Consider the following 17,142-nt stretch of genomic DNA (forward strand, 5'->3'; position numbering starts at 1 on the left):
AGCGCGGGGGCGGTGGGGCCGCGGGGGCGCGGCGCGGGGGTGTAGGTGGGAGGCGGTCGGTGAGGCGGTGGGCCAGGAGGGCGGCCGGGCGGTGCAGGGGCTCGTCCGGGAGGCCGGTGGTCAGGGTGTGGCGTACGGCGGTGGGGGTGACGTCCCGCTCCAGCCACGCGGCGACGCCTGGGGCCAGGTGGGCGGTGTCGCTCGCGGAGAGCAGCAGCCGGGAGTCGTGTCGGCGCAGGCCGGCGAGGAGGTCGGCGGCCGTCTGGAGCAGCGCCGGGGACTGGCAGCTCGGCTGCGGTACGGCGGGCAGGCCCTTGCGGGTACGCGTCCCCTTCGGACGGGGCGGGCGCTCCGCCGCCGGGCGGGCCGGCTGTTCCGGGCACCCCGTGTCGGCCGCCTCCCGCCGGTGGTTCGGCTGGTTGCAGGAGACCGTGCGGGTGACGATGCGGCCGGTCGACGTGCGTACGCGTTCCCGGCGCAGGTACCCGTGGGCCTCCAGCTCGCGCAGGGCGGCGGCGATGCGGGTCGGGCCCTCGGGGAAGCGGGCGGCGAGCGACTTGATGTCGGCGCCGGAACCGGCGGGCAGCGACTGGATGTGACAGCCGAGGCCGATCGCGAGGAGGGACAGCTCCTTGTGCTGGGCCAGGTGGTTGCCGATCACCACGAAGCGGGTGGTGTGGCGGGTGTTCTCGTGGACGATGCCGCCGCCGTGGCGACCCGAACGGCTCGGATTGGCGGCAGAGCCGGACTGGGCGCGCGAGGGCGCGCTAGGGTTTTCGGTATCCATCGGGAAGAGGTCCTAGTCCTGTCTTCCTTGGTGGTCAGGCCCTCGCCATGGGATGGCAGTCCCGGCGGGGGCCGACCTTTTGGTGGTCGGGTGCGCTGAGCGTAAGGGAGCCCAGGGCTCGGAAATCCAGCTCAGTCGGTGATGTTCACCCGCCCGAGTGATGGCCCGCCTCGGGGGGAGGGGTGGGGCTTGGTGGGGTGCTTTCTCCCCAAGTTCTTTCCTTGGTAGGGCCCCTGCCGCACCGGAGCCTCAGGACGTGGGTTCCGGTGGGGTGAAGCGCAGTTCGGCCCATACGGTCTTGCGCGGGAAGCGTCCCTCCGTCACCCCCCAGCGGTGCGCGAACGCCTCCACCAGCAGCAGGCCCCGGCCCGATTCCGCGTCCGGGTCGGGCGTCCGGAGCTCGGGCAGCCGTTCGGCCCGCGTGTCCGTGACCTCGACGCGCAGGGTGTCGCCGACGACGTACAGGGTGAGCCGGAAATCGCGGCCGGGGACGCGTCCGTGGGCCGCCGCGTTGCTCGCCAGTTCGGCGACAAGCAGGCGTGCCGGGTCCAGGGGGAGGCCCCAGCTACGCAGTTGCTCGGTCGCGAGCAGACGGGCGAGGCGGGCGCCGCGCGGCGTGGACGAGAGCTGCACGCTGAAGTTGCGCACGGACGTCGGGAGTTCGGCGGATTTCTGATTCACGTCACTCAGCGTGGCGGCGCGTGCGTACGGTGAGAAGTGACTCGGCGGGTACGTACGGTGACTGTCCGGTGGTTGTCCGGGGTGTCCGGGGCTGTCGGAGCGGTCCGTGGGGGTAGGCCGCTGGTGCAATCGAGCGGGTACTACGGAGGGGCGCGGAATGGCGGTCGAGGCGGAGTCGGGCCGGCTCAAGGGCGAGGCGGACGAGCCGGGGTGGGAGGTCGACCCGGACGACGAGTGGGGCATCGCGGTACTCGCCACGGTGGGGCGGCAGTTGAGGCTGCGCCGGGAGGCCGTGGGGATGCGGGCGGCCGAGTTCGGGGCGGCGATCGGGTACGGGGAGGACCTGGTCTACAAGGTCGAGGCCGGGAAGCGGATCCCCCGGCAGGAGTACCTGGAGAGGGCCGACGAGGTGTTGGGCGCGGGCGGGCTCATCGCGGCGACGTGGGAGGACGTGAAGAAGGTCCGGTACCCGAAGAAGGTGCGGGAGCTAGGGAAGTTGGAGGCGAAGGCCGTTGAGATCGCCGTGTACCAGAGCAACAGCGTCAACGGCCTGTTGCAGACGCCGGATCACGCGCGAGCCGTAATCGGGGCGGCCCAGCCGCCGTACTCGCCGGGCGATGTGGAGCGCATGGTGGCTGCGCGGGTCGCCCGTCAGACCGTGTTCGAGCGCTCACCCGCTCCCGCGCTCAGCTTCGTTCTGGAAGAGGGGGTTCTGCGTCGACCCATCGGGGGCACAATGGTCTGGCGACAGCAACTCGAACGTCTGTTGGAGGTGGGGAAGTTGCACAACGTCGTGCTTCAGGTGATGCCGATGAGCTGCGAAACCCACTCCGGGACGGACGGCACGATCGAGTTGCTCAAGTTCTCAGACGGGACGGCGGTTGGACGGGCCGATGGCGAGTTCAACGGGCGGCCCACGTCGGACCCTAAACAGCTGCGCATCCTTGAACTGCAGTATGGGACGATCCGGGCTCAAGCGCTCTCGCCTCGGGAGTCGCTGGTCTTCGTCGAACAACTGCTGGGAGAAACATGATCCGCAAGACCACCGCCGGGGATGCCTCCGAGCTGGTGTGGTTCAAGAGCAGCTACAGCAGCGGCAACAACGGTGAGTCCTGCGTCGAGTTGGCCATCACCCCCGGCACTGTCCACGTCCGTGACTCCAAGCATCAGCCGAGTGCGGGCCCGCGTCTCGCCCTCGCGCCCAGCGCCTGGGCATCGTTCGTCTCGTACGTCCGATAGGAGAGCCATGATCGGCAAGAGCACTGCCCGGAACGCCTCCGAACTGGCCTGGTTCAAGAGCAGCTACAGCGGCGGCACGGACGGCGAGTCCTGCGTCGAGATCGCGACGACCCCCCGCACCATCCACGTCCGTGACTCCAAGCACGTAGCAGCAGGCCCCCGCCTCGCCCTCACCCCCGCCGCCTGGGTGAGCTTCCTTCCGTACGCGGCGCAGCCCCGCTGATCACCTCCTGCGTTCCGACGACCGCCAGCAGCTCCAGCAGGCCCGCGCTGTCCGTCCCGACCGCCGGGGTGAACCAGAGCAGCCGCTGGCGGCCGTCCTCGCTGAACAGGTTGAGGTCCCCGACCAGCGCCACGGCCTGCGGATTCTGTACGAGGGTGACGTGCAGGTCGGTGATCACCTGCGCCGGGGTCGTGTGCAGGCGGCCGAGCAGGTCCAGCATGCCGGGGTGGACGTGCGAGGCGGCCCCGCCCTGCGCGGGCACCGGCCGGTCCGCGAGCCGGTACAGGTAGTCCCGCTCGTCGGCGGACAGCCGCAGCGCCCTCGCCAGCGCGGCGATCATCTGCTCGGACGGCTGCGAACCGGCGCCGCGCTCCAGCTCGTTGTAGTAGTCCACCGACGCCCCGGCGAGCTGGGCGACCTCCTCGCGGCGCAGCCCCGGCACCCGGCGCCGCGTCCCGGCCGGGAGGCCCACGTCGGCCGGGCGGATGCGCTCCCGCCGCGACCGCAGGAACGCCCCCAGCTCGGCGTACTTCACAGCGCTCATGCCGTCCATTCTGCGCCGGGCCGGGCCGGTGACCCAGGGGATGACGTCCCCTGGTTGCGCGGGCGGCCGCCGCGCATCGTGGAGTCATGACCACGAACACGAACCAGCACCCCACCCCCGCCCCCGAGGCCGTACGCGTCGCCGTCGTCACCGGCGGATCACGCGGCATCGGCCGGGCGGTCGCGCGGAAGCTCGCCCGGGACGGCCTGGCCGTCGTCGTGAACTACGCCCGCGACGCCGCGTCCGCCGAGGAGACGGTCGCGGCGATCACCGGCGCCGGCGGGCGGGCGATCGCCGTACCGGCGGACGTGGCGGAGGAGAAGGAGGTCGCCGCGCTGTTCGACCGGGCGGAGGAGGAGTACGGCGGCGTCGACGTGGTGGTGAACTCGGCCGGGCGGATGACCCTGTCGACCATCGCCGACCTGGACCTCGCGGCACTGGACGCCATGCACCGCACCAACATCCGCGGCACCTTCGTCGTCGCCCGGGAGGCGGCACGGCGGCTGCGGGCGGGGGGCTCCTTCGTGGGGTTCTCGACGTCCGTCGTCGGCACGCAGTTCCCGACGTACGGGGCGTACGCGGCGAGCAAGGGCGCCGTGGAGGCGATGACCCTGATCATGGCGCGTGAGCTGCGCGGACGGGACGTCACGGTGAACGCCGTGGCGCCCGGGCCCACGGCCACGGACATGTTCCTGGAGGGCAAGTCGCCCGAGCAGATCGACCAGCTCGCCAAGACCCCGCCGCTGGAGCGCCTCGGCACCCCGGAGGACATCGCCGCCGTGGTCGCCTTCCTCAGCAGCCCCGCAGGTCACTGGGTCAACGGGCAGGTCCTGCGCGCCAACGGCGGCATGATCTGACGCGCCGCCGACGGCCGGTATGCGGCGTTTCGGTCTCACATAGTGGTCGGGGCGCAGACCGGACACTGGTCGGAGTGTTTACATGCGCGTAACACTTATGTGTCCCCGCGCGCGGCAACGGCGCCGAGCGCCCTTCACCGGTCCGGTCCGGAGTAACGTCGGCCGCCCCTCCCGACACCCCCCGGTCCCGGTGTCAGCCGTGCCAGAAAGGGCTTCCGTGACGACGCGATCCGCATCGAAGACCACGCTCGACCACCTGCTCGCCGAGATCGAGCACCGCAACCCGGCGCAGCCGGAGTTCCACCAGGCCGTCCACGAGGTGCTGGAGACGCTCGCCCCCGTGGTCGCGGCCCGGCCCGAGTACGCCGAGCCGGGGCTCATCGAGCGGCTGTGCGAGCCGGAGCGGCAGGTCATCTTCCGGGTGCCGTGGCAGGACGACCAGGGGCGCGTCCAGGTCAACCGCGGTTTCCGGGTGGAGTTCAACAGCGCGCTCGGCCCGTACAAGGGCGGCCTGCGCTTCCACCCCTCCGTCAACCTGGGCGTCATCAAGTTCCTGGGCTTCGAGCAGATCTTCAAGAACGCCCTGACCGGCCTCGGTATCGGCGGCGGCAAGGGCGGCAGCGACTTCGACCCGCACGGGCGCAGCGACGCGGAGGTCATGCGGTTCTGCCAGTCCTTCATGACGGAGCTGTACCGGCACATCGGCGAGCACACGGACGTCCCCGCGGGTGACATCGGCGTCGGCGGCCGGGAGATCGGCTACCTGTTCGGCCAGTACCGCCGGATCACCAACCGCTGGGAGGCCGGCGTCCTCACCGGCAAGGGCGCGGGCTGGGGCGGCTCGCTGATCCGCCCGGAGGCGACGGGCTACGGCAACGTCCTGTTCGCCGCCGCCATGCTGCGCGAGCGCGGTGAGGACCTGGAGGGCCAGACGGCGGTCGTGTCCGGCTCCGGGAACGTGGCGATCTACACCATCGAGAAGCTGGCCGCCCTCGGCGCCAACGCCATCACCTGCTCGGACTCCTCCGGCTACGTGGTCGACGAGAAGGGCATCGACCTGGAGCTGCTGAAGCAGATCAAGGAGGTCGAGCGGGGGCGCGTGGACGCGTACGCCGAGCGCCGGGGCTCCTCGGCCCGCTTCGTGCCGGGCGGGCGCGTCTGGGAGGTCCCGGCCGACCTCGCGCTGCCGTCGGCCACGCAGAACGAGCTGGACGAGAACGACGCCGCCGCGCTGATCCGCAACGGCGTCAAGGCGGTCTCCGAGGGCGCCAACATGCCGGCCACGCCCGAGGCCGTCCACCTCCTCCAGCGCTCCGGCGTCGCCTTCGGCCCCGGCAAGGCGGCCAACGCGGGCGGCGTCGCGGTCAGCGCCCTGGAGATGGCCCAGAACCACGCCCGTACGTCGTGGTCGGCGGAGCGCGTCGAGGACGAGCTGACGCACATCATGAACGACATCCACACCACCTGCCACGAGACCGCCGAGCGCTACGGCGCCCCCGGCGACTACGTGACCGGTGCCAACATCGCCGGCTTCGAGCGCGTCGCCGACGCGATGCTCGCCCAGGGCGTCATCTGACGTACGGGTGAACTCGCCGCCAACGCCGGACGGGGCGTTGGCGGCGAGTCGTCGAAAGCACTTCCGCACGTGGGGCGCCTGTTCTTTTCTGGGCGGATGGTGCATGCGGCGGACAAGGGAACACCGTTGGTCGAGCGGGCGGCGAGACGCGTCGCGGGACGGACGAGGCAACCGCTCCCGCCGCTCGCGGTGACCGTACCGGGGCCCGCCGCCGCGCAGCCGACACCGGCCGCTCGCCCCGGCGGCCGCCTGTACGTCATCGACGGCATCCGGCTGCTCGCCGCACTGATGGTGGCCGCGCACCACTACGCCGGGACCTGGCGGGCCGACCGCCCCGGCAACCCGATCTGGGGCCGGCCGGTCTCCGAGATCATGCCGACGGTGTTCCGTTTCGCCTCGTACGGCTGGATCGGCGTCGAGATCTTCTTCGTGATCAGCGGCTTCGTGATCTGCATGTCGTGCTGGGGGCGCACGCCGCGCCAGTTCTTCGTCTCCCGGGTGATCCGGCTGTACCCGGCGTACTGGTTCGCGGTCCTGTTCACCACGGCCGTCCTGATCGCCGTACCGGGGGTGTGGGAACGCCTGCGCCTGCGCGAGGTCCTGCTGAACCTGACCATGCTCCAGTCCGGCTCGGGCGTGCCGAACGTCGACGGCGTCTACTGGACCCTCTGGTCCGAGCTGCGCTTCTACCTGCTCTTCCTCGTCGTGGTCGCGATGGGGCTGACGTACCGCAGGGTGGTCCTGTTCTGCTGCCTGTGGGGCGCGGCGGCGATGCTGGCCCCCATCGCCCGCTTCCCGCTGCTGGAGCTGATCGCCAACCCGGAGGGCGCCTGGTACTTCATCGCGGGCCTCGCGCTCTATCTCATGCACCGCTTCGGCCAGGACCTCCTGCTGTGGGGCATCCTCGCCATGGCGTGGCTCATGGGGCAGCTGGAGCTCGGCAACCGCATCGCGGAGATCGAGCACGTGTCGGGGTGGCGGGGGAGCGTGGTGATCTTCACGGCCTTCCTGCTCTTCATGGTCGCCGTGGCGCTCGGGTACACGGACCGGATCCGCTGGAAGTGGCTGGTCACGGCGGGCGCGATGACGTACCCGCTCTACCTGGTCCACTACGCCGCCGGCACCGCCCTCATCAACCGCCTCCACGGCACAATGGACCCCCGCCTCCTGGTGGCCGCGGTCATCACGGGCTTCCTGCTGCTGAGCTACCTCGTGCACCGCTGCGTGGAACGCCCGGTGTCCCGGCTGCTGAAGCGGGGCCTGGACACGTCCTTCGCCCGACTGCGGAACGCGGGGGCGACACACTGACGGGGGTTTTGACGCGATGGGCCTTCTCACCCGCCTGACCGGCACCAGGTACGCCGCCGCCGACACCGTCCGCCGCCCGGCCGAGGAGGTCCGAGCGGCGCTGCTCGGGCTCGACGGCGAGCCGGACGTGCCGTTCCGCGTGCGCGCCGCGCTGCCGGACGAGCGGGCCGACCTGGTGGCGGAGTGCGCGGTCCCGCGGGTGGGCGTCAGGCTCAGGACGCGGCTGCGGCTGGTCCCGGACCGGCACGAGGTGCGCTTCCTCGACGAACGGTGGGAGACCCGCCCGTCCGACGGCACCGGCGCACGGTACGGCCGCGGCCACGCGCCCGCGGTGTACCGGCAGTGGTCGAGGGAGGCGGGCCCGGACGGCCGCCGGCGCCGCGTGGAGACCTTCCGCTTCGACACCCGCGAGCTGACGGACCCCTTGCGTGACACGGTCCTGGGCGCGGGGTGGACGTGGCGGGGCGTGTTCCGGCTCTGACGTCGGCGGGACGTACCCCACACGGCCCTGCCGCCGCGCGGCACCGCCCGCCAGACTGGCGGACATGCGGAAACTCTCCCTCGACGCCCTCGCCCGCGAACACCTCGAACGCGCCGCCGCCGCGACCAACGGCCGCAGCGCCACGACGATCCACGGCGGCCACGAACACGTCCTGCGCCAAACCCTCCTCGCCCTCACCGCCGGCACGTCCCTCGCCGAACACGAAAACCCCGGCGAGGCGACCGTCCAGGTACTGCGCGGCCGAGTCCGCCTCACCAGCGGCGACACATCCTGGGAGGCCAGAACCGGCGACCTCCTCCTCATCCCCCCGGCCCGCCACAGCCTGGAGGCATTGGAGGACGCGGCGGTGCTGCTGACGGTGGCGAAGCCGATCTGACACCGCCCCACTTGGGAACGTTTCTGCTGGTCAGCGCGCTGTCGGCATGAGTACCCGAGATGATGAAGCAGCCCCGAACAGCGCAACCGGAAGGTCCGACTCCCCGTTGTGTCCGGTGTTCGTCACGAGACACCAGGAGGGGATCACCTTGGTCTTGTCGCATCTCGCACGCCTGACCGCTTCGCTCGTAGCGGCGGGCGGCCTCATCATCACGATTCCGTCGGGGGCGTCTGCCACAGCGGTCGGATCGACTCCCATTCGCACCTTCGACTACAGCATCGGCGGTGTGTCGATGAAGGTGCCGACCGGATGCATGTTCACCCACGCCGTCCGTGGCAGCGGCCGCAAGATCACGTACCAGAATGCCGGCGTCGACTGCGCTTTCGTCGGGGCTCTCAGCAGCGGTTTCTGCAACTGGCGCATCGACTTCACCTACGCCGACACGAACAACAAGACGTACCGCACGTCCCGGGGCGCGACACACCAGGAGTGCAAGATCGATCCCATGCGCAACAACTCACCGCAGCGACTGCCTCGTTATGGCAAGACGTGTGCGCATCTCTACGTGAACAGCGTGCGACGGGCGGCTCAGTGCCACCACGTCACGAAGTGAGCGTCATGACCGAGGAGCAGGGGCAGCGGGCGGGGATCGTGGCCTTCCTGGTGGGGTTGATCGCGGCACTCGCCTTCTTCGCGTTCTTTCCCGGAATGCCCCATGTCATCGACTGGGGAGCCATTCTCGTCTCCCTGGGCGTGGGTGTTCTTGCCCGCCTGGGCTGGCGGGCGTGGAGAGCGAAGACGGACAAGGAGCGGCAGAGCCATCATCCGTGAACTGGAGGGAACGGCTCATGGCAAGGGCATGTCCGGGGAGTAGCCGCAATGAAGTCAACCGTCCGGTCCGGTCTTCTGGGCATGCTGGTGCTCGGCCTGGCGCTCTCAGTGGTTTCCTGCGGATCTGAGGTCCTGGCATTCCAGTTCTACGGGAACACGGACACACCAAAGCTGATGCAGCGGTCGAAATACGATAGCGCGTTGACGAAATTCTCTGAGCCGACCAGCGCACGCTTCGCCGAGGAGGCGCTGATCGCCAACAACGGCGCCAGCGCCACGCGCGCCTACTTCCCCGCCACCGTCAAGACTCTTGGGTGTGCGTGATCGGCTGGGGCGCCAGGCGGGGGAGTAGCTTTGCGTAGATCGTTGTTGCTGCTGCTACGACCGTTGTGATCGTCGACACGGCCAGGATGCCCAGCAGGGCCGGCCACTCGCGGAGTTCGCTGGCGCAGGTGCCGTCGCGGTTCTCGTACGGGTTGAGGAGGGGGCCCTCGCAGCGGGGTTCGCCGTCGTATTCCGGGCCGTATGACGAGAGCATCAGGATCGTGAAGACGCCCCACAGGGCCAGGGCCAGCAGGATCCATGCGATCGACCACTTGTCCGCTCGGGCCGCAGCCCTCTCCGTTGCCATCTCGGTCCCCCTGAATGTCCGGTCATGTCCCGCCGCGCGGTCCCGCCCGGCGGGCCTCAGTTTGACCCACGTCACCTTCGGGGTATTGTCTCCGGCTCGATTGGCCAGGCCCCTGCCCCGTATGGCAGACTGGCGGGGTTGCTCGGTCGAGTGCCGATGCTGCGCGCCTCCCGCCGGGGGGACCGGAAGCGAGTCCCACAGTACTCGTCGCTCCTGATCAGGAGCGGAAGTACGGGAATCTTCCGGGAAGCGTCAGCGGGGTGCAGACCAGGCGCCCGGTGGGCCTCTCGCCCCCGCCCGCGGTTCCGGAAGGGCCCGCACTCCCCAGCAGGGAAGTCCCGAAGAGGGACATCTGTGTCAGCGAGAGTGCGACACGCCCGACCGCGTGGGTCGGAGGAGAGCGGAATGGACAAGGACCACCGGGTCCAGAGCGTTACGAGAGACAGGACTACGAAGTAGCCATGGCGGGACAGAAGATCCGCATCCGGCTCAAGGCCTACGACCACGAGGTCATCGACTCTTCGGCGAAGAAGATCGTCGAGACGGTGACTCGCACTGGTGCGTCGGTCGCGGGCCCGGTGCCGCTGCCCACTGAGAAGAACGTGTACTGCGTCATCAAGTCGCCGCACAAGTACAAGGACTCGCGCGAGCACTTCGAGATGCGCACGCACAAGCGCCTGATCGACATCCTCGACCCGACCCCCAAGACCGTTGACTCTCTGATGCGACTCGACCTCCCGGCCGGTGTCGACATCGAGATCAAGCTCTGAGGGCCGGTGATCTGAAGATGACCAAGCAGATCAAGGGCATCCTGGGCGAGAAGCTCGGCATGACGCAGGTGTGGGACGAGAACAACCGCGTTGTTCCCGTCACCGTCGTCAAGGCCGGCCCGAATGTCGTCACCCAGGTCCGTACGAACGACGTCGACGGCTACGAGTCCGTCCAGATCGCCTTCGGCGAGATCGACCCGCGCAAGGTGAACAAGCCCCTCAAGGGTCACTTCGCCAAGGCCGACGTCACCCCCCGCCGCCACCTTGTCGAGATCCGCACCGCGGACGCCGCCGAGTACACCCTGGGCCAGGAGATCACCGCCGAGGTGTTCGAGTCCGGTGTCAAGGTCGACGTGACCGGCAAGAGCAAGGGCAAGGGCTTCGCCGGTGTCATGAAGCGTCACAACTTCAAGGGCCTCGGCGCCGGTCACGGCACCCAGCGCAAGCACCGCTCCCCCGGTTCCATCGGTGGCTGCGCCACCCCGGGCCGCGTGTTCAAGGGCCTCCGCATGGCCGGCCGCATGGGCAACGAGCGGGTCACCACCCAGAACCTGACCGTCCACGCCGTTGACGCGGAGAAGGGTCTGCTGCTCATCAAGGGCGCGGTTCCCGGTCCGAACGGCGGCCTCGTCCTGGTCCGCACCGCGGCCAAGGGGGCCTGAGGTAACCGATGAGCACTGTTGACATCCTTTCGCCTGCCGGCGAGAAGACCGGTAGCGTCGAGCTCCCCGCGGAGATCTTCGGCGTGGAGAAGATCAGCATCCCGCTGATCCACCAGGTCGTCGTCGCGCAGAACGCCGCTGCCCGCCAGGGCACGCACAAGACCAAGCGTCGCGGCGAGGTCCGTGGTGGCGGTAAGAAGCCGTACCGCCAGAAGGGCACCGGCCGCGCCCGCCAGGGTTCGACCCGCGCCCCGCAGTTCGCCGGCGGTGGCGTCGTCCACGGCCCGCAGCCGCGTGACTACTCGCAGCGGACCCCGAAGAAGATGAAGGCCGCGGCCCTGCGCCACGCCCTCACCGACCGGGCCCGCCACGACCGCATCCACGTCGTGACCGGCGTCATCGAGGGCGAGACCCCGTCCACGAAGGCCGCCCGCACGCTGTTCGGCAAGATCTCGGAGCGCAAGAACCTGCTCCTGGTCGTCGACCGCGCCGACGAGGCCGCGTGGCTGTCCGCCCGCAACCTGCCCCAGATCCACATTCTGGAGCCGGGCCAGCTGAACACGTACGACGTTCTCGTCTCGGACGACGTGGTCTTCACCCAGGCCGCTTTCGAGTCCTTCGTGTCTGGCCCCAACAAGGCCGCTGACACCGAAGGGAGCGAGGCCTGATGGCTACGCGTCACCCGAGCATCGCCTCGAAGGCCGCCAAGGCGGCCAAGGCAGCGCGCGTCGCCAAGGCGCGTCGCCACGAGGCCGAGGGCAAGAACACCGTCGTCACCCCGGCGAGCAAGGCGTTCACGGACCCCCGTGACGTGCTGCTCAAGCCGGTCGTGTCCGAGAAGAGCTACGCGCTCCTCGACGAGAACAAGTACACGTTCATCGTCGCGCCGGGCTCCAACAAGACCCAGATCAAGGAGGCCGTCCAGGCGGTCTTCTCGGTCAAGGTCACCGGGGTCAACACGATCAACCGCCAGGGCAAGCGGAAGCGGACCCGCACGGGCTTCGGCAAGCGTGCCGACAGCAAGCGCGCGATCGTGACCCTCGCCGAGGGCGACCGTATCGACATCTTCGGCGGTCCGACCGCGTAAGCGGGTCGGATCGTCCGATATCGGACGAGGACTGAGAAATGGGAATCCGCAAGTACAAGCCGACTACGCCGGGCCGTCGTGGCTCCAGCGTCGCCGACTTCGTCGAGGTCACGCGGTCCACGCCGGAGAAGTCGCTGGTCCGCCCGCTGCACAGCAAGGGCGGCCGTAACAACGCCGGTCGTGTGACCGTTCGCCACCAGGGTGGCGGACACAAGCGCGCCTACCGCGTGATCGACTTCCGTCGTCACGACAAGGACGGCGTGCCGGCGAAGGTCGCGCACATCGAGTACGACCCCAACCGCACCGCGCGCATCGCGCTGCTGCACTACGCCGACGGCGAGAAGCGCTACATCCTCGCCCCGCGCAACCTCCAGCAGGGTGACCGCGTCGAGAACGGTCCCGGGGCCGACATCAAGCCGGGCAACAACCTGGCCCTCCGCAACATCCCGGTCGGTACCACGATCCACGCGATCGAGCTCCGTCCCGGTGGCGGTGCCAAGTTCGCCCGCTCCGCCGGCGCCTCCGTGCAGCTGCTCGCGAAGGAGGGCACCATGGCCCACCTCCGCATGCCGTCCGGTGAGATCCGCCTGGTCGACCAGCGCTGCCGCGCCACGGTCGGCGAGGTCGGCAACGCCGAGCAGAGCAACATCAACTGGGGCAAGGCAGGCCGCAAGCGGTGGCTGGGCGTTCGCCCGACCGTCCGTGGCGTGGTCATGAACCCGGTGGACCACCCGCACGGTGGTGGTGAGGGCCGGACCTCCGGTGGTCGTCACCCCGTGTCCCCCTGGGGCAAGAAGGAAGGCCGTACTCGTTCGCCCAAGAAGGCGTCGAACAAGTACATCGTCCGCCGCCGCAAGACGAACAAGAAGCGCTAAGGACGGGTTGAGATGCCTCGTAGCTTGAAGAAGGGACCCTTCGTCGACGACCACCTGATCAAGAAGGTGGATGTCCAGAACGAAGCCGGTACCAAGAACGTCATCAAGACCTGGTCCCGTCGCTCGATGATCGTCCCGGCGATGCTCGGCCACACGATCGCGGTGCACAACGGCAAGACCCACATCCCGGTGTTTGTCACCGAGTCCATGGTCGGCCACAAGCTCGGCGAGTTCTCGCCGACGCGCACCTTCCGGGGTCACGTCAAGGACGACCGGAAGTCGAAGCGCCGCTAGTCAGCGGGGTGTGAAAGACCATGACAAACACTGAAGGGACAACCATGGAAGCCAGGGCCCAGGCGCGGTACATCCGCGTCACGCCCATGAAGGCCCGCCGCGTGGTGGACCTCATCCGTGGCATGGATGCCACGGAGGCTCAGGCGGTCCTGCGTTTCGCCCCGCAGGCCGCGAGCGTGCCGGTGGGCAAGGTGCTGGACAGCGCCATTGCCAACGCCGCGCACAACTACGACCACACCGACGCCGACAGCCTCTTCATCTCCGAGGCCTACGTCGACGAGGGTCCGACCCTGAAGCGGTTCCGGCCGCGCGCGCAGGGCCGTGCCTACCGGATCCGCAAGCGGACCAGCCACATCACCGTGGTCGTCAGCAGCAAGGAAGGAACCCGGTAATGGGCCAGAAGGTTAACCCGCATGGGTTCCGGCTCGGTGTCACGACCGACTTCAAGTCGCGTTGGTACGCCGACAAGCTGTACAAGGACTACGTCAAGGAAGACGTCGCCATCCGTCGGATGATGACGTCCGGCATGGAGCGCGCCGGCATCTCGAAGGTGGAGATCGAGCGCACCCGTGACCGCGTGCGTGTGGACATCCACACCGCTCGTCCGGGCATCGTCATCGGCCGCCGCGGCGCCGAGGCCGACCGCATCCGCGGCGACCTCGAGAAGCTGACGGGCAAGCAGGTCCAGCTGAACATCCTCGAGGTCAAGAACCCCGAGACGGACGCTCAGCTCGTGGCCCAGGCCGTCGCCGAGCAGCTCTCCTCCCGCGTCTCCTTCCGCCGTGCCATGCGCAAGAGCATGCAGTCGGCGATGAAGGCCGGCGCCAAGGGCATCAAGATCCAGTGCGGTGGCCGCCTCGGTGGCGCCGAGATGTCCCGCTCGGAGTTCTACCGCGAGGGCCGTGTGCCCCTGCACACGCTCCGCGCGAACGTGGACTACGGCTTCTTCGAGGCCAAGACGACCTTCGGCCGCATCGGTGTGAAGGTCTGGATCTACAAGGGCGACGTCAAGAACATCGCCGAGGTCCGCGCCGAGAACGCTGCGGCCCGTGCGGGTAACCGCCCGGCCCGTGGTGGTGCCGACCGCCCGGCCCGTGGTGGCCGCGGTGGCGAGCGGCGCGGTCGCAAGCCGCAGCAGCAGTCGGCTCCGGCCGCCGAGGCCCCCAAGGCCGACGCGCCCGCCGCTGCCGCTCCGGCTGAGAGCACCGGAACGGAGGCCTGACCGAAATGCTGATCCCCCGTAGGGTCAAGCACCGCAAGCAGCACCACCCGAAGCGCAACGGTATGTCCAAGGGTGGAACGCAGGTTGCGTTCGGCGAGTACGGCATCCAGGCGCTGACCCCGGCCTACGTCACGAACCGCCAGATCGAGGCGGCTCGTATCGCGATGACCCGTCACATCAAGCGTGGCGGCAAGGTCTGGATCAACATCTACCCGGACCGTCCCCTCACCAAGAAGCCGGCCGAGACCCGCATGGGTTCCGGTAAGGGTTCGCCGGAGTGGTGGATCGCCAACGTCAAGCCCGGACGCGTCATGTTCGAGCTGTCGTACCCCAACGAGAAGATCGCCCGTGAGGCGCTGACCCGTGCGGCCCACAAGCTGCCGATGAAGTGCCGGATCGTCAAGCGCGAGGCAGGTGAAGCGTGATGTCGGCCGGTACCAAGGCGTCCGAGCTGCGCGAACTGGGTGACGAGGAGCTGCTGAACAAGCTCCGCGAAGCCAAGGAAGAGCTGTTCAACCTCCGCTTCCAGGCGGCGACGGGTCAGCTCGAGAACCACGGCCGGCTCAAGGCCGTCCGTAAGGACATCGCGCGGATCTACACCCTGATGCGTGAGCGCGAGCTGGGCATCGAGACGGTGGAGAGCGCCTGATGAGCGAGAGCAACGTGACTGAGAACACCGAGGCACGCGGATTCCGCAAGACCCGTGAGGGTCTGGTCGTCAGCGACAAGATGGACAAGACCGTCGTCGTCGCCGTCGAAGACCGCGTCAAGCACGCGCTGTACGGCAAGGTCATCCGTCGTACCAACAAGCTCAAGGCTCACGACGAGCAGAACGCCGCGGGTGTCGGCGACCGCGTCCTCCTCATGGAGACCCGGCCGCTGTCCGCGACGAAGCGCTGGCGCGTCGTCGAGGTCCTCGAGAAGGCCAAGTAATTCCTGCGGGGTTCATCCGCAGGTCAGTTCCGCCAGGCTCGGCAGGGGCCCCACCTCGGTGACGAGGCGGTCCCTGCCGGGAACCGGCAGACAAACAGGAGATAGACGTGATCCAGCAGGAGTCGCGGCTGCGTGTCGCCGACAACACGGGTGCGAAGGAAGTCCTCTGCATCCGTGTGCTCGGTGGCTCGGGCCGCCGCTACGCGGGTATCGGTGACGTCATCGTCGCCACCGTCAAGGACGCGATCCCCGGTGGCAACGTGAAGAAGGGTGACGTCGTCAAGGCGGTCATCGTTCGCACCGTCAAGGAGCGCCGCCGTCCGGACGGCTCGTACATCCGCTTCGACGAGAACGCCGCCGTCATTCTGAAGAACGACGGCGACCCTCGCGGCACCCGTATCTTCGGCCCGGTGGGCCGTGAGCTGCGCGAGAAGAAGTTCATGAAGATCATCTCCCTCGCGCCGGAGGTGCTGTGAGCATGAAGATCAAGAAGGGCGACCTGGTCCAGGTCATCACCGGTAAGGACAAGGGCAAGCAGGGCAAGGTCATCGCGGCCTTCCCCCGTGAGGACCGTGTCCTGGTCGAGGGTGTCAACCGGGTCAAGAAGCACACCAAGGCCGGGCCGACCGCTCGCGGTTCGCAGGCCGGCGGCATCGTGACCACCGAGGCCCCGATCCACGTCTCCAACGTCCAGCTGGTCGTGGAGAAGGACGGCAACAAGGTCGTCACGCGCGTCGGTTACCGCTTCGACGACGAGGGCAACAAGATCCGCGTTGCCAAGCGGACGGGTGAGGACATCTGATGGCTACCACCACCACTCCGCGTCTGAAGACGAAGTACCGCGAGGAGATCGCGGGCAAGCTGCGTGAGGAGTTCTCCTACGAGAACGTCATGCAGGTTCCCGGCCTCGTCAAGATCGTGGTCAACATGGGTGTGGGCGACGCCGCCCGCGACTCCAAGCTGATCGAGGGCGCCATCCGCGACCTCACCACGATCACCGGTCAGAAGCCGGCCGTCACCAAGGCCCGCAAGTCCATCGCGCAGTTCAAGCTGCGTGAGGGTCAGCCGATCGGTGCCCACGTCACGCTCCGTGGCGACCGCATGTGGGAGTTCCTGGACCGCACCCTGTCGCTCGCGCTGCCGCGCATCCGCGACTTCCGCGGCCTGTCCCCCAAGCAGTTCGACGGCCGTGGCAACTACACCTTCGGTCTCACGGAGCAGGTCATGTTCCACGAGATCGACCAGGACAAGATCGACCGCACCCGGGGTATGGACATCACCGTGGTGACCACGGCGACCAACGACGCTGAGGGCCGCGCGCTCCTCCGTCACCTCGGCTTCCCCTTCAAGGAGGCGTGAGCGAGATGGCGAAGAAGGCCCTGATTGCCAAGGCTGCTCGCAAGCCCAAGTTCGGTGTCCGCGGCTACACGCGCTGCCAGCGCTGCGGCCGTCCGCACTCCGTCTACCGCAAGTTCGGCCTCTGCCGCGTGTGCCTTCGTGAGATGGCTCACCGTGGCGAGCTGCCGGGCGTGACCAAGAGCTCCTGGTAATCCGGTAATTCCGGGTTATTCAGACTCTCGGTAAGCAACTGGGTCGGCAGGGGCCCACCTCCGCATGCCTTAGGCTTGTGGGGTTGGGCGTCTGCCGCCCGTACGACTTACTACGCCGTAGGTCCACCGCGCCGCACCCGTCCCGTCTCGGATCGGGGAGAGGGATGGCGCACCAGGAAACCACGGCGAGAGAG

General features: G+C 68.8%; 30 protein-coding genes. 26 read left to right on the forward strand and 4 right to left on the reverse strand.

What is annotated here, in order from left to right:
- Positions 1 to 787 (reverse strand): helix-turn-helix domain-containing protein (locus GTW67_RS01630; RefSeq protein WP_161163007.1); only part of this gene is annotated, 787 nt, incomplete at its 3' end.
- 249 nt (positions 788 to 1,036) lie between these two features.
- The gene (locus GTW67_RS01635) at positions 1,037 to 1,468 is read right to left on the reverse strand and encodes an ATP-binding protein (RefSeq protein ID WP_161163008.1); all 432 of its coding nucleotides are present in this window, start codon (positions 1,466 to 1,468) and stop codon (positions 1,037 to 1,039) included.
- A gap of 157 nt (positions 1,469 to 1,625) precedes the next feature.
- Between GTW67_RS01635 and GTW67_RS01640 the strand changes: the two genes are divergently transcribed.
- Genes GTW67_RS01640 through GTW67_RS01650 form a run of 3 tightly spaced genes read left to right on the forward strand, consistent with a single transcriptional unit; the run spans position 1,626 to position 2,930 of the window.
- Positions 1,626 to 2,501 (forward strand): helix-turn-helix domain-containing protein, encoded by an 876-nt coding sequence (locus GTW67_RS01640; protein ID WP_161163009.1) that lies wholly within the window; start codon positions 1,626 to 1,628, stop codon positions 2,499 to 2,501.
- On the forward strand, positions 2,498 to 2,707 hold the full coding sequence (locus GTW67_RS01645) for a DUF397 domain-containing protein (RefSeq protein ID WP_161163010.1): 210 nt from the start codon (positions 2,498 to 2,500) through the stop codon (positions 2,705 to 2,707). Before GTW67_RS01640 ends, GTW67_RS01645 begins: the two co-directional genes overlap by 4 nt.
- Before the next feature lie 7 nt (positions 2,708 to 2,714).
- A complete protein-coding gene (locus GTW67_RS01650; RefSeq protein ID WP_161163011.1) occupies positions 2,715 to 2,930 on the forward strand; it encodes a DUF397 domain-containing protein in 216 nt (71 codons plus the stop codon).
- On the opposite strand, the gene GTW67_RS01655 is transcribed toward GTW67_RS01650, so the two are convergent.
- Positions 2,878 to 3,483: a helix-turn-helix domain-containing protein gene (locus GTW67_RS01655; RefSeq protein ID WP_202436683.1), complete on the reverse strand. Its 606-nt coding sequence runs from the start codon at positions 3,481 to 3,483 to the stop codon at positions 2,878 to 2,880. The two genes, GTW67_RS01650 and GTW67_RS01655, sit on opposite strands and share 53 nt — an antisense overlap.
- 77 nt (positions 3,484 to 3,560) lie before the next feature.
- On the opposite strand from GTW67_RS01655, the gene GTW67_RS01660 reads away from it, so the two are divergent.
- From GTW67_RS01660 to GTW67_RS01695, 8 genes are all read left to right on the forward strand, one after another.
- Positions 3,561 to 4,331 (forward strand): SDR family oxidoreductase, encoded by a 771-nt coding sequence (locus tag GTW67_RS01660; RefSeq protein ID WP_161163012.1) that lies wholly within the window; start codon positions 3,561 to 3,563, stop codon positions 4,329 to 4,331.
- A gap of 217 nt (positions 4,332 to 4,548) precedes the next feature.
- Positions 4,549 to 5,907 carry an NADP-specific glutamate dehydrogenase gene (gene gdhA / locus GTW67_RS01665; RefSeq protein WP_161163013.1) on the forward strand — a complete coding sequence of 453 codons (1,359 nt, stop codon included), beginning with the start codon at positions 4,549 to 4,551 and terminating at the stop codon, positions 5,905 to 5,907.
- Positions 5,908 to 6,096: 189 nt separating this feature from the next.
- Positions 6,097 to 7,215 (forward strand): acyltransferase family protein, encoded by a 1,119-nt coding sequence (locus tag GTW67_RS01670; protein ID WP_346010534.1) that lies wholly within the window; start codon positions 6,097 to 6,099, stop codon positions 7,213 to 7,215.
- Between the two features lie 16 nt (positions 7,216 to 7,231).
- Positions 7,232 to 7,696 (forward strand): hypothetical protein, encoded by a 465-nt coding sequence (locus tag GTW67_RS01675; protein ID WP_161163015.1) that lies wholly within the window; start codon positions 7,232 to 7,234, stop codon positions 7,694 to 7,696.
- 64 nt (positions 7,697 to 7,760) lie between these two features.
- On the forward strand, positions 7,761 to 8,093 hold the full coding sequence (locus tag GTW67_RS01680) for a cupin domain-containing protein (protein WP_161163016.1): 333 nt from the start codon (positions 7,761 to 7,763) through the stop codon (positions 8,091 to 8,093).
- Positions 8,094 to 8,247: 154 nt separating this feature from the next.
- Entirely contained in the window at positions 8,248 to 8,706 is a 459-nt protein-coding gene (locus GTW67_RS36810; RefSeq protein WP_237518604.1) for a hypothetical protein, read from the forward strand.
- Positions 8,707 to 8,711: 5 nt separating this feature from the next.
- Positions 8,712 to 8,924, forward strand: coding sequence for a hypothetical protein (locus tag GTW67_RS01690; protein ID WP_161163017.1), 213 nt, complete (start codon positions 8,712 to 8,714; stop codon positions 8,922 to 8,924).
- A gap of 48 nt (positions 8,925 to 8,972) precedes the next feature.
- Positions 8,973 to 9,248 (forward strand): hypothetical protein, encoded by a 276-nt coding sequence (locus GTW67_RS01695; RefSeq protein WP_161163018.1) that lies wholly within the window; start codon positions 8,973 to 8,975, stop codon positions 9,246 to 9,248.
- Here the strand turns inward: GTW67_RS01695 and GTW67_RS01700 are convergent.
- A complete protein-coding gene (locus GTW67_RS01700; protein WP_161163019.1) occupies positions 9,226 to 9,555 on the reverse strand; it encodes a hypothetical protein in 330 nt (109 codons plus the stop codon). The genes GTW67_RS01695 and GTW67_RS01700 overlap by 23 nt on opposite strands.
- A 461-nt stretch (positions 9,556 to 10,016) precedes the next feature.
- Here GTW67_RS01700 and rpsJ point away from each other — a divergent pair, with 461 nt between their 5' ends.
- The 15 genes from rpsJ (at position 10,017) to GTW67_RS01775 (ending at position 16,948) form a co-directional block, all read left to right on the forward strand.
- Positions 10,017 to 10,325 (forward strand): 30S ribosomal protein S10, encoded by a 309-nt coding sequence (gene rpsJ, locus GTW67_RS01705; RefSeq protein ID WP_003948644.1) that lies wholly within the window; start codon positions 10,017 to 10,019, stop codon positions 10,323 to 10,325.
- 17 nt (positions 10,326 to 10,342) lie between these two features.
- Entirely contained in the window at positions 10,343 to 10,987 is a 645-nt protein-coding gene (rplC, locus tag GTW67_RS01710; protein ID WP_037858413.1) for a 50S ribosomal protein L3, read from the forward strand.
- A gap of 8 nt (positions 10,988 to 10,995) precedes the next feature.
- On the forward strand, positions 10,996 to 11,655 hold the full coding sequence (gene rplD / locus GTW67_RS01715) for a 50S ribosomal protein L4 (RefSeq protein ID WP_127894806.1): 660 nt from the start codon (positions 10,996 to 10,998) through the stop codon (positions 11,653 to 11,655).
- On the forward strand, positions 11,655 to 12,074 hold the full coding sequence (rplW, locus tag GTW67_RS01720; RefSeq protein WP_161163020.1) for a 50S ribosomal protein L23: 420 nt from the start codon (positions 11,655 to 11,657) through the stop codon (positions 12,072 to 12,074). The genes rplD and rplW overlap by 1 nt, the downstream gene beginning before the upstream one ends.
- Before the next feature lie 38 nt (positions 12,075 to 12,112).
- Positions 12,113 to 12,949, forward strand: coding sequence for a 50S ribosomal protein L2 (gene rplB, locus GTW67_RS01725; RefSeq protein WP_003974264.1), 837 nt, complete (start codon positions 12,113 to 12,115; stop codon positions 12,947 to 12,949).
- Positions 12,950 to 12,961: 12 nt separating this feature from the next.
- Complete coding sequence (gene rpsS / locus GTW67_RS01730) at positions 12,962 to 13,243, forward strand: 30S ribosomal protein S19 (protein ID WP_003948639.1); 282 nt, start codon at positions 12,962 to 12,964, stop codon at positions 13,241 to 13,243.
- A 44-nt stretch (positions 13,244 to 13,287) separates the two neighbouring features.
- On the forward strand, positions 13,288 to 13,635 hold the full coding sequence (gene rplV, locus GTW67_RS01735; protein WP_003974262.1) for a 50S ribosomal protein L22: 348 nt from the start codon (positions 13,288 to 13,290) through the stop codon (positions 13,633 to 13,635).
- A complete protein-coding gene (gene rpsC, locus GTW67_RS01740; RefSeq protein ID WP_100569745.1) occupies positions 13,635 to 14,465 on the forward strand; it encodes a 30S ribosomal protein S3 in 831 nt (276 codons plus the stop codon). Before rplV ends, rpsC begins: the two co-directional genes overlap by 1 nt.
- 5 nt (positions 14,466 to 14,470) lie before the next feature.
- A complete protein-coding gene (gene rplP / locus GTW67_RS01745; protein WP_009190136.1) occupies positions 14,471 to 14,890 on the forward strand; it encodes a 50S ribosomal protein L16 in 420 nt (139 codons plus the stop codon).
- Complete coding sequence (gene rpmC, locus GTW67_RS01750; protein WP_005481220.1) at positions 14,890 to 15,114, forward strand: 50S ribosomal protein L29; 225 nt, start codon at positions 14,890 to 14,892, stop codon at positions 15,112 to 15,114. The genes rplP and rpmC overlap by 1 nt, the downstream gene beginning before the upstream one ends.
- Complete coding sequence (rpsQ, locus tag GTW67_RS01755) at positions 15,114 to 15,398, forward strand: 30S ribosomal protein S17 (RefSeq protein WP_161163021.1); 285 nt, start codon at positions 15,114 to 15,116, stop codon at positions 15,396 to 15,398. The genes rpmC and rpsQ overlap by 1 nt, the downstream gene beginning before the upstream one ends.
- Before the next feature lie 107 nt (positions 15,399 to 15,505).
- A complete protein-coding gene (gene rplN / locus GTW67_RS01760) occupies positions 15,506 to 15,874 on the forward strand; it encodes a 50S ribosomal protein L14 (protein ID WP_030831680.1) in 369 nt (122 codons plus the stop codon).
- 2 nt (positions 15,875 to 15,876) lie between these two features.
- Positions 15,877 to 16,200: a 50S ribosomal protein L24 gene (rplX, locus tag GTW67_RS01765; RefSeq protein ID WP_003992365.1), complete on the forward strand. Its 324-nt coding sequence runs from the start codon at positions 15,877 to 15,879 to the stop codon at positions 16,198 to 16,200.
- Positions 16,200 to 16,757: a 50S ribosomal protein L5 gene (gene rplE / locus GTW67_RS01770; RefSeq protein ID WP_077796752.1), complete on the forward strand. Its 558-nt coding sequence runs from the start codon at positions 16,200 to 16,202 to the stop codon at positions 16,755 to 16,757. Before rplX ends, rplE begins: the two co-directional genes overlap by 1 nt.
- A gap of 5 nt (positions 16,758 to 16,762) precedes the next feature.
- On the forward strand, positions 16,763 to 16,948 hold the full coding sequence (locus GTW67_RS01775) for a type Z 30S ribosomal protein S14 (protein ID WP_003948630.1): 186 nt from the start codon (positions 16,763 to 16,765) through the stop codon (positions 16,946 to 16,948).
- Positions 16,949 to 17,142 lie beyond the last annotated feature (194 nt).

Source organism: Streptomyces sp. SID5910 (genome assembly GCF_009862125.1).
GTDB lineage: Bacteria > Actinomycetota > Actinomycetes > Streptomycetales > Streptomycetaceae > Streptomyces.

Coding starts and splice junctions, on each gene's coding strand:
- GTW67_RS01640 (WP_161163009.1), top strand. CDS start 1,626: ATGGCGGTCGAGGCGGAGTCGGGCCGGCTCAAGGGCGAGGCGGACGAG.
- GTW67_RS01645 (WP_161163010.1), top strand. CDS start 2,498: ATGATCCGCAAGACCACCGCCGGGGATGCCTCCGAGCTGGTGTGGTTC.
- GTW67_RS01650 (WP_161163011.1), top strand. CDS start 2,715: ATGATCGGCAAGAGCACTGCCCGGAACGCCTCCGAACTGGCCTGGTTC.
- GTW67_RS01655 (WP_202436683.1), bottom strand. CDS start 3,483: ATGGACGGCATGAGCGCTGTGAAGTACGCCGAGCTGGGGGCGTTCCTG.
- GTW67_RS01660 (WP_161163012.1), top strand. CDS start 3,561: ATGACCACGAACACGAACCAGCACCCCACCCCCGCCCCCGAGGCCGTA.
- GTW67_RS01675 (WP_161163015.1), top strand. CDS start 7,232: ATGGGCCTTCTCACCCGCCTGACCGGCACCAGGTACGCCGCCGCCGAC.
- GTW67_RS01680 (WP_161163016.1), top strand. CDS start 7,761: ATGCGGAAACTCTCCCTCGACGCCCTCGCCCGCGAACACCTCGAACGC.
- GTW67_RS01690 (WP_161163017.1), top strand. CDS start 8,712: ATGACCGAGGAGCAGGGGCAGCGGGCGGGGATCGTGGCCTTCCTGGTG.
- GTW67_RS01695 (WP_161163018.1), top strand. CDS start 8,973: ATGAAGTCAACCGTCCGGTCCGGTCTTCTGGGCATGCTGGTGCTCGGC.
- GTW67_RS01700 (WP_161163019.1), bottom strand. CDS start 9,555: ATGGCAACGGAGAGGGCTGCGGCCCGAGCGGACAAGTGGTCGATCGCA.
- rpsJ (WP_003948644.1), top strand. CDS start 10,017: ATGGCGGGACAGAAGATCCGCATCCGGCTCAAGGCCTACGACCACGAG.
- rplC (WP_037858413.1), top strand. CDS start 10,343: ATGACCAAGCAGATCAAGGGCATCCTGGGCGAGAAGCTCGGCATGACG.
- rplD (WP_127894806.1), top strand. CDS start 10,996: ATGAGCACTGTTGACATCCTTTCGCCTGCCGGCGAGAAGACCGGTAGC.
- rplW (WP_161163020.1), top strand. CDS start 11,655: ATGGCTACGCGTCACCCGAGCATCGCCTCGAAGGCCGCCAAGGCGGCC.
- rplB (WP_003974264.1), top strand. CDS start 12,113: ATGGGAATCCGCAAGTACAAGCCGACTACGCCGGGCCGTCGTGGCTCC.
- rpsS (WP_003948639.1), top strand. CDS start 12,962: ATGCCTCGTAGCTTGAAGAAGGGACCCTTCGTCGACGACCACCTGATC.
- rplV (WP_003974262.1), top strand. CDS start 13,288: ATGGAAGCCAGGGCCCAGGCGCGGTACATCCGCGTCACGCCCATGAAG.
- rpsC (WP_100569745.1), top strand. CDS start 13,635: ATGGGCCAGAAGGTTAACCCGCATGGGTTCCGGCTCGGTGTCACGACC.
- rplP (WP_009190136.1), top strand. CDS start 14,471: ATGCTGATCCCCCGTAGGGTCAAGCACCGCAAGCAGCACCACCCGAAG.
- rpmC (WP_005481220.1), top strand. CDS start 14,890: ATGTCGGCCGGTACCAAGGCGTCCGAGCTGCGCGAACTGGGTGACGAG.
- rpsQ (WP_161163021.1), top strand. CDS start 15,114: ATGAGCGAGAGCAACGTGACTGAGAACACCGAGGCACGCGGATTCCGC.
- rplX (WP_003992365.1), top strand. CDS start 15,877: ATGAAGATCAAGAAGGGCGACCTGGTCCAGGTCATCACCGGTAAGGAC.
- rplE (WP_077796752.1), top strand. CDS start 16,200: ATGGCTACCACCACCACTCCGCGTCTGAAGACGAAGTACCGCGAGGAG.
- GTW67_RS01775 (WP_003948630.1), top strand. CDS start 16,763: ATGGCGAAGAAGGCCCTGATTGCCAAGGCTGCTCGCAAGCCCAAGTTC.